Genomic DNA, 7469 nt, shown 5'->3' on the forward strand with positions numbered 1-7469 from the left:
CCGGGAGCCCTACGGCGAGCCGGACCTGCGGGCGGCGCTGGCGGCCTACATCCGGCGAAGCCGCGGGGTGGCGTGCCCGGTGGACGGGCTGATGGTCACCCGGGGCGCGACGAACGGGCTGGACCTGCTCGCCGCGACGGTGCTGCGGCCCGGCGACCGGGCCGGGGTGGAGGAGCCGGGGTACGCGCGGGCGCGGGCGGTGATCGCGGCGCGGGGCGCCGTGCCGGTGCCGTGCCCGGTGGACGAGCACGGCCTGGTCGTGGACGGGCTGCCGGACGGCCTGCGGCTGGTGTACACGACGCCGTCGCACCAGTTCCCGCTGGGCGGGGTGCTGCCCGTCGCGCGGCGGCGGGCGCTGCTGGCGTGGGCGCGCCGGACGGGCGCGCTCGTCGTGGAGGACGACTACGACGGCGAGTTCCGCTACGACGTGGCGCCGCTGCCCGCGCTGTACGGGCTGGACCCGGACCTCGTGGTGTACCTGGGCACCAGTGCCAAGATCCTCACCGCGGACCTGGGGGTGGGGTGGCTGGTGGGGCGGCCCGAGCTGGTGGCGGAGGTCGCGGCGCGCCGGGAGGAGCTGAACGACCGGACGGCGGTGGTGCCGCAGCACGCCCTGCGCTACTTGCTCGAACGCGGTGACCTGGAGCGTTACATCCGGCGGATGCGCGCGGAGTACGCGCGGCGCCGGGCGATCGTGGTGAGCGCGTTCGCCGGGCTGTGCCTGCGGGGGGACACGGCGGGCCTGCATCTCATGGTGGAGGTGCCGGGTCCGGTCGCCGGGCGCGTCGTCCGGGAGGCCGCCGGCCGCGGGGTCCTGGTCGAGACGGTCGATCACCACCACATCGGCCGGCCGCCGGTCTCCGGGCTGGTGATCGGGTACGGCTCCGCCGCGGGCCCCGCCGAGCTGCGCCGAGGCTGCGCGATCGTCCGAGACCTGGTCATGGCGGAGCCGAGCGGCTGATCAGGGCCGGCCGAGAACGATCTCAACCGTCGCGCGGGCGCGCGCCTGAGCGGCTAGCGCCAACGCGTGGTCCTCAACCATCGCGCGGGCGAAGCGATTCGCGCTCGCACAAGAACGGTCACGAAGCGAGCGCCGGCGAGCGCAGTGGGCCGGTCTTGCAATAAGAACGCCTAGTTGGACATCGCGGACGGGCCGACGGTGACCGGTTCGGAGGCGGGGAGGGGGGCGGGGTCGCCGCCGCGCGCGGGCCGGGGGATGAGGCGGGTGCCGACGGCGTCCGGGATTGGCGCGCGGGGTTTGGGGAGGGGGGCGACCGGGGTGTCGGGGCCGGTGACGCGGCGGATGTCGATGGCGCCCGGGTCGGGCCGCTCAGTGAGGGGGACCTGGGAGGCGCCGAAGTGGCCGCCGCGGGCCCAGTCCTTGCGGGCGCGCAGCGAGTGGTAGGACTGCGGCGAGGGCAGCGGCGGGCCGGCGGGCCAGCGGCGGGCGACGTTCCAGCCGTCCAGCCAGCGGACGATCGCGTCGACGCCGATGAGGGGCGCGCCGGTGAACGGGACGCGGGACTGGCCGATGACGGCGATCTGGACGCAGAGCCGGCCCTCCCGGCTCACCGGGTCGCCGAGCAGCCGGGCCGCCCGGGTCGCCGGGAGCAGCTGGACGATCTCGCCGGTGCCGGGGTGCCACACCAGGTGCGGGACCCGGCCCTCCTTGATCAGATCGGCCGCGGCGGAGCGGGCCGAGACGGTGCGCGGGTCGGACTCGCTGACCGTCCAGACGACGCGGGGCGCTCCCCCGCGCGGTGCCCCGCCGTCCTGTCTCGCCGGCATGCGTCCGGCTCCCGGCAGCCATGCGTCTGCCATGGTGCGTCCCCCCAATCGGGCGGGCTAGCCCCGAATGGTCTAGTCCTCGTGTCGAACCCGGCGGGACGGTGAGGTCCAGCCTGCCGCCGTGGGCTGGAAAGGGCGGCCGTCGACCTTCGCGCGGTGGTGTCCCGCCGGCTCGGGCGTCGTCGCGGAGGCGTACCCCGGCGCTTCTCCCGATCCACGTGGACACGTCCTTTCCCAGTGCAACTTGCACGCAACGATGGCCGGGTTTATCCATATCCGCGCAGGTCATGCCGGAAACCGACGATCGCCGGAAAGTTCGCTGGACCTCGGCCGGATGTGGCCGGTGGATTATGGTCCGACCTCAAAAGGTTTACGGTACGTGGTCCTAGGAGGGGCCCGGCTGAGAGGGTGTGCGCCTCAGCAGTAGGAGACGGACGCGGACCCGCCGGGGGAGAACGACACCGATCCGCTCCTGGTACCGAAGCACAGCCCGTTGGTGCGGCGCACCTGGACCATCGCGGTCTCGCCCGCGCTCAGGTGCCCGCCGCCGCCGGCGCTCAGCTCACCGGACGTCCCGGTGACCCTCCAGTCGACCGGGCCGCCGGCCGCGCTGACCTGAACCGAGCAGGACCTGTCGAAGCCCATCGTGCATCCGTTCACCGACAGGTGCCCCGCCTGCGGCGACTTCGGCTGCTGCGGCGTGTGGGTGGACGACGGCGGCGGCGGCGAGGACGGCGTCTTCGAGGGCGTCTTGGACGGGGACGGCGACGGCGTCTTCGACGGGGACTTCGACGGCGAGGGCGACGAGGCGCGGGGGGTGGGGGCGCCGCCGCTCGGCGTGGGCTCGGCGTCCGGGGCGGCGGTGCCCTCGCCGGCGGTGGGCGGGGCGGGGCTCCCGGCCGCGGCGGGCGCGCTGGAATCGCCGCCGAACGCCGACATCGCGCCGGCCAGCACCACGACCGCCGCGACGCCGGCGGCGACGGCCGCGAGGAGGGGACCGCGGCGGCGGGGGGAGCCCTCGCGGGCGCGCGAGGCGGCGGGCTCGTAGGGGAGCGGCCAGCCGTACTCGTCGAACGGCTCCGACCAGGCGGCGATGGCCCGCTGGTTGTCGGCGCGGTCCGGGGCGGTCGCGGCGGTGAGCACGTCCAACCGCAGGTCGGCGGGGATCGCCGCGATGGGCAGCACCGACAGCAGCCGGTCGGCGGGCAGCGGCGGGGTGTCGCGCGTCCCGCAGACCGGGCAGTTCGCGACGTGCCGGACGAGCGAGGCCGACGCGTCCGGCGACAGCGGCCACGACTCGGTCAGCGCGGAGACGCTGGGGCAGTCCTTCCAGTGGTTCTGCGCGATGAGCGAGGCGTGCAGCGCGGCGGCGAGGTCCTCGCGGGCCTCCTCGACCATCCGCAGGGTGTCCTCGAGACCGGTGCCGAAGATGCCGGCCAGGTCGACCTCGTCGAGCTCGTGCCGGACCGACAGGTCGATCGCCTCGCGCTGGCGCCCGTTGAGCGCGGCGAGCGCGCTGTGCGCGAGCAGCCGCCGTTCCTCGCGGCGGGCGAGCTGCTCGGGGGTGAGGTCGTCGTCGGCCTCCGGCGCCTCCTGCCCGGTGTTCCGGTTGGGGCTGTCGCGGCGCCGCATGCACTCCTTGCGGGCGAGCGCGTACAGCCAGCCCCGCAGCCGCTCCGGCTCGGTGAGCCGCGTGGCGTGGGCGCGGGCCGAGATCAGGCAGGTCCGCAGCGCCCCCGCCGCCTCGATGCGGTCGCGCAGCAGACCGTGGCAGTAGTCGAAGATGAACGGCGCATAGGTGTCGTACACCTCGGTCAGGGCGATGACGTCCCCGGCCCGCAGCGCCTCCGCCATCCTGTGGTCGTCGGACTGCCCGGGCCCTGGCACACCGGCCACGGAAACCCCTCCAGAAGAACTCGGTGTCGTGAACGTGCCCCCGGCGAGCGCGCGCCGACGTTCATTGGCCCGCTCTGGTTGCCCGATCTTGCCACCAAGTTTCTGGCTTTTCTCCCTTTAGAGCCGATCTACGTAGCGGTAGGGGTACAGCACGTGGCCGTCTCTCCTAGTCGGGAGGCGATTTGTCGCAAAAAGGTGATCTAGGTCACTGCGGCTTTCCGTTGCCGTTCCCGTTCCCGTTCCCGCCGTCCCCCTGTGCCGGGCAAGTGATCATGACGTTCGCGGCGCCGCGCGGGGAGAAGTAGACCGTCCCGGACCCGCCGGGCGGCGTGCACTCGCCGAGCAGCGTCGCCTGGACGACCTGCGAGGCCCCCGCCGCGAGCGTCCCGCCGCCGGCGGCGCTGAGGTTGGCCGAGCGCCCGGTCACCGACCAGGTCACCGGCCCCCCGACGGCCGTCACCTTGATCGCGCATCCGCCGGTCTTCTCGATCGTGCAGCCCTGGACGACAAGGCCGCCGGGCTTGGCGCTGGTCGGCGGCGTGCGCATCGGCGTGGGCGAGGCGCGGTGCGTGGGCGTCTTGGTCGGGGTCGGCGTGGTGAGCGTCGGTGTCGGCGTCGGCGTGCTGGTCGGGGTCGGGGTGGGCGACTCCGACGGGTCGGCGGGCGTGCCGGAGTCGGAGGGATCGGGCGCCGACGAGGCGGGCCCGCTCGGGTCGGCCTGGGCGCCGGTCTTGTCGCCGGACGAGCCGGGCATCAGGAAGAACGCGCCGGTGACGACGAGGATGACGGCGGCGGCCGCGGCGAGGGCGGGCCACAGGCCGCGCGGGGGACGGCGCGCCTCGTCCGGCTCGTCCGGGACCACGGCGCCGCCGGGCGCGGGCCAGCCCCAGGAGTCGAACGGCTCGGCGCGCCGCGCGATCGCGGCGAGGTCGGCCGACAGCGCCGGGTCGGTGGCGGTGGCGAGGACGAGCCCGCGCAGGTCGGTCGGCATCATCGCGACCGGCAGGACCTGGAGCAGCCGGGCCGCCGCGACGCGCTCGGCGCGGGCATGGCAGATCGCGCACAGGTCGATGTGCCGGACGATCCGGTGCACGTCCTGCGGGGCGAGCGGCGCGTCGCCGCCGTCGCCCGCGAGCGCCGCGAGCTCCGCGCAGTCCGCCCGCCCGGTGCGGGCGACGAACGCGGCGGCGAGGGCGTCGTCGAGCCGGGCGCGCGCCTCGGTGGCCAGGGCGGCGGCCTCCTGGGCGTCCAGGCCGAGCACCCCGCCGATCTCACCGGCGTCCAGGCCGTGCCGCAGCATCAGGTCGAGCGTCTCCCGCTCGCGGCCGCGCAGCCCGGCGAGGGCGCCGTGCACGAGCCGCCGCGCCTCCAGCCTGCGGGCCAGCTCGCCCTCGCTCAGGAAGCCGTCCTCGACCTCCGGGGCCTCGTACCGCTCGGCGGGCCGGTCGGGCGCGTGCAGGCGGCGCATGCACTCGGCGCGGACGAGCGCGTACAGCCAGCCGCGGAACCGGCCGGGCTCGCGCAGGACGGAGATGTGCGCGTACGCGGCGATGAGCGCGTCGTGCAACGCGCCCGCCGCGGACTCCTGGTCGCGCAACAGCGCGTGGCAGTAGTCGTACAGGCGGGCCGCGTAGCGGTCCATGACCTGGATGAGGGCGCCGGGATCGCCACCGGCGAGGGTCCTCGCCAGGCGTTCGTCGTCGGCACGGTCGAGGCTGGGCCATCCGGACACGAGGGTCCTCCCGCAAGGTGGGGTCGAGCCGGCCCCGGCGGTCGTGCGCCGGTGGTCAGCCGTTCGATGAGGTGCTCGCCCGATGCCGGAGCGCGTCGCGCGCGTCCGGGGCGGGCCGGGCCGCTTCGGAGGGGAAGTCCGCACTCCCGGCCTCCGGGCCGGCGATGCGCGCCGGGCGGCCGCTCCCCGTCACGGGCCGGGGAGGAACGTGGGTCGGAGGCCCGACGGCCCCGCTCCCCGTCGGGCCTCCACATAGATTGACGGTCGACTTGCGTGGGTGGTTGACACGGATCGGGGTGAAAAATGGGAACTTCGGACCGTGTGCGCACGGTCACGAGGTGATGCGCCGGGACAGCATCCTCAGGAAGATCGTGGAGATCTCCCGCGGGGTCATCGCGATCTGCACGTCGCCGTTGGTCGCCGCGGCGATCCGCTCCAGCTCGGCCCGGTCGACGCCCTTCCCGAAGCCGATCATGTTGACCTGGATGGGCCGATTCGGGTCCTGCATCCGCCTGAGCCGCGCGAGGGTCTCCGCCAGCGTCGGGCCGTCCGGGTCGTCGTTCCTGCCGTCGGTGAGCAGCAGGATCGAGTTGCCGAACTCCGGTTTGTAGGTGCTGTTCATCAGGTCGTACGCGGCGAGCATCGTCCGGTAGAGGCCGGTGTCGCCGCCCGGCTTCGGGCGCATCTGGTTGAGCGTCGACAGGACGAGGTCGCGCCGGGTGTTGGAGCCGATGCGCTCGCCGAGCGGGCCGACCGGCACGCTCTCCCGGTAGGGCAGCCGCCCGCGCATGTTCGTCGAGAACAGCCACTGTCCGAGCTCCGTGTCGTTCGGCATCATGCTGAGCCCGCCCTGGGACACCTGGGCGATCGCCTGCAGCCGGGTGGTGTGCGGGCCGACCTCCTCGCCCATCGATCCGGACACGTCGATGAGGGTCAGGATGCGCAGGCCGAGCGACAGCTTCGACCACGCCTGCATGACGCGCGTGACGTCGGCGTCCTTCGGCGCGGCGAGCAGGCGCGGGCTCGCCCGGCCGACGCCGCCCGCCGGTCCGAAGCCGTCCGGCGCCCGCCCGTCGGGGGTGCGGAACCCGAGCGCGGCGGCCTCCTCGCGGGTGCGCCCGGTGCCCATCGCCCGCTCCAGCAGCTCCGCCGCCCGCCGCCGGTCGGCGTCGTCTGCGGTGACGGTGAACGGGTAGTCCATCGACAGCGTGCCCTCGGCCGGATACAGCGCCACCGCCGGCTCGGCCGGGCCGCCGCGGTCGTAGGCCCACAGCGCCTGCTCCGACGACAGCGAGACGGGCTGCTTGCCCGCGCGCCCCCCGCGGAAGTGCTGGAACTGGGCCTGGACGGTCGGCACGGTGCTCTCCCGGACCGTCCGGACGAGCCCGGTGAAGGCCGACTCGCGGTCCGGGTCACCGGCCAGCAGCGCACTGATGATCATCAGGGAGCCCATGCCCGCCGCGTTCCGGGCCGGGTCGGGGACGATGAACCGGACGGACCCGGCCGGGATCGCCTGGTTCCCGGTGCCCTCCCCGCCCGCGCCGCCGCCCGCTGCCTTGAGGAGGTCGTTCCAGGACGGACTGGCGCCCCGCTTCTTCAGTTCCAGCGCGAGCGTCCGGGGCAGGCCGACGACGATGGGGCTGGTGGCCACCGAGCCGCGGGGCGTCACCGCCGTCCCCTTGCCGTCCACGGACCGCGCGAGCGGCATCCACAGGGACGAGTCGGGGATCCACACGTCGGGACGCCGGTTGACGGCGCTCGCCACGCCCCGTCCCGACAGCAGCGTCGCCACCGCCGCGGGTTCGGCCTTGCGCACCTCGGCCCGCACGCACGTGCCGCCGACCTTGTGCCGGGCGGTGTTGAACCGTCCCGCGGCCTTGACGACGACCGGCTCGATGTCGGGCGCGGCGGCGACCGACAGGGTGAGCGCGCCGTCGCCCGAGCAGCCCCCGCCGCCGCTCTCGGCGAACGCGTACACCCCCGCGCCGAGCAGCCCCGCCAGCCCGAGCGCGCCCGCCATCGGGCCGATGAGCGCGACGCCGCCGCGCCCGCG

General features: G+C 75.1%; 5 protein-coding genes. 1 reads left to right on the top strand and 4 read right to left on the bottom strand.

All coding sequences use genetic code 11. The features are described 5' to 3' along the window. A partial coding sequence (locus E1291_RS36700; protein WP_131742656.1) for an aminotransferase-like domain-containing protein occupies positions 1-961 on the top strand: 961 nt, incomplete at its 5' end. Between the two features lie 170 nt (positions 962-1131). Here the strand turns inward: E1291_RS36700 and E1291_RS36705 are convergent. The 4 genes from E1291_RS36705 to E1291_RS36725 form a co-directional block, all read right to left on the bottom strand. After that, on the bottom strand, positions 1132-1788 hold the full coding sequence (locus E1291_RS36705) for a hypothetical protein (protein WP_207401133.1): 657 nt from the start codon (positions 1786-1788) through the stop codon (positions 1132-1134). 417 nt (positions 1789-2205) lie between these two features. Further along, positions 2206-3684, bottom strand: a complete 1479-nt coding sequence (locus E1291_RS36710; RefSeq protein ID WP_131742657.1) for an RNA polymerase sigma factor — start codon at positions 3682-3684, stop codon at positions 2206-2208. Positions 3685-3889: 205 nt separating this feature from the next. Continuing rightward, a complete protein-coding gene (locus E1291_RS43530) occupies positions 3890-5416 on the bottom strand; it encodes an RNA polymerase sigma factor (RefSeq protein ID WP_207401134.1) in 1527 nt (508 codons plus the stop codon). 331 nt (positions 5417-5747) lie between these two features. After that, the coding region (locus E1291_RS36725) for a substrate-binding domain-containing protein (protein WP_131742659.1) at positions 5748-7469 on the bottom strand (1722 nt) is incomplete at its 5' end.

The organism is Actinomadura roseirufa (assembly GCF_900659635.1).
In the GTDB taxonomy this organism is placed as follows: domain Bacteria; phylum Actinomycetota; class Actinomycetes; order Streptosporangiales; family Streptosporangiaceae; genus Spirillospora; species Spirillospora roseirufa.

Bases quoted from the DNA above. Each gene is read 5' to 3' on its own strand.
- E1291_RS36705 (WP_207401133.1), bottom strand. From the start codon at position 1,788: ATGCCGGCGAGACAGGACGGCGGGGCACCGCGCGGGGGAGCGCCCCGC.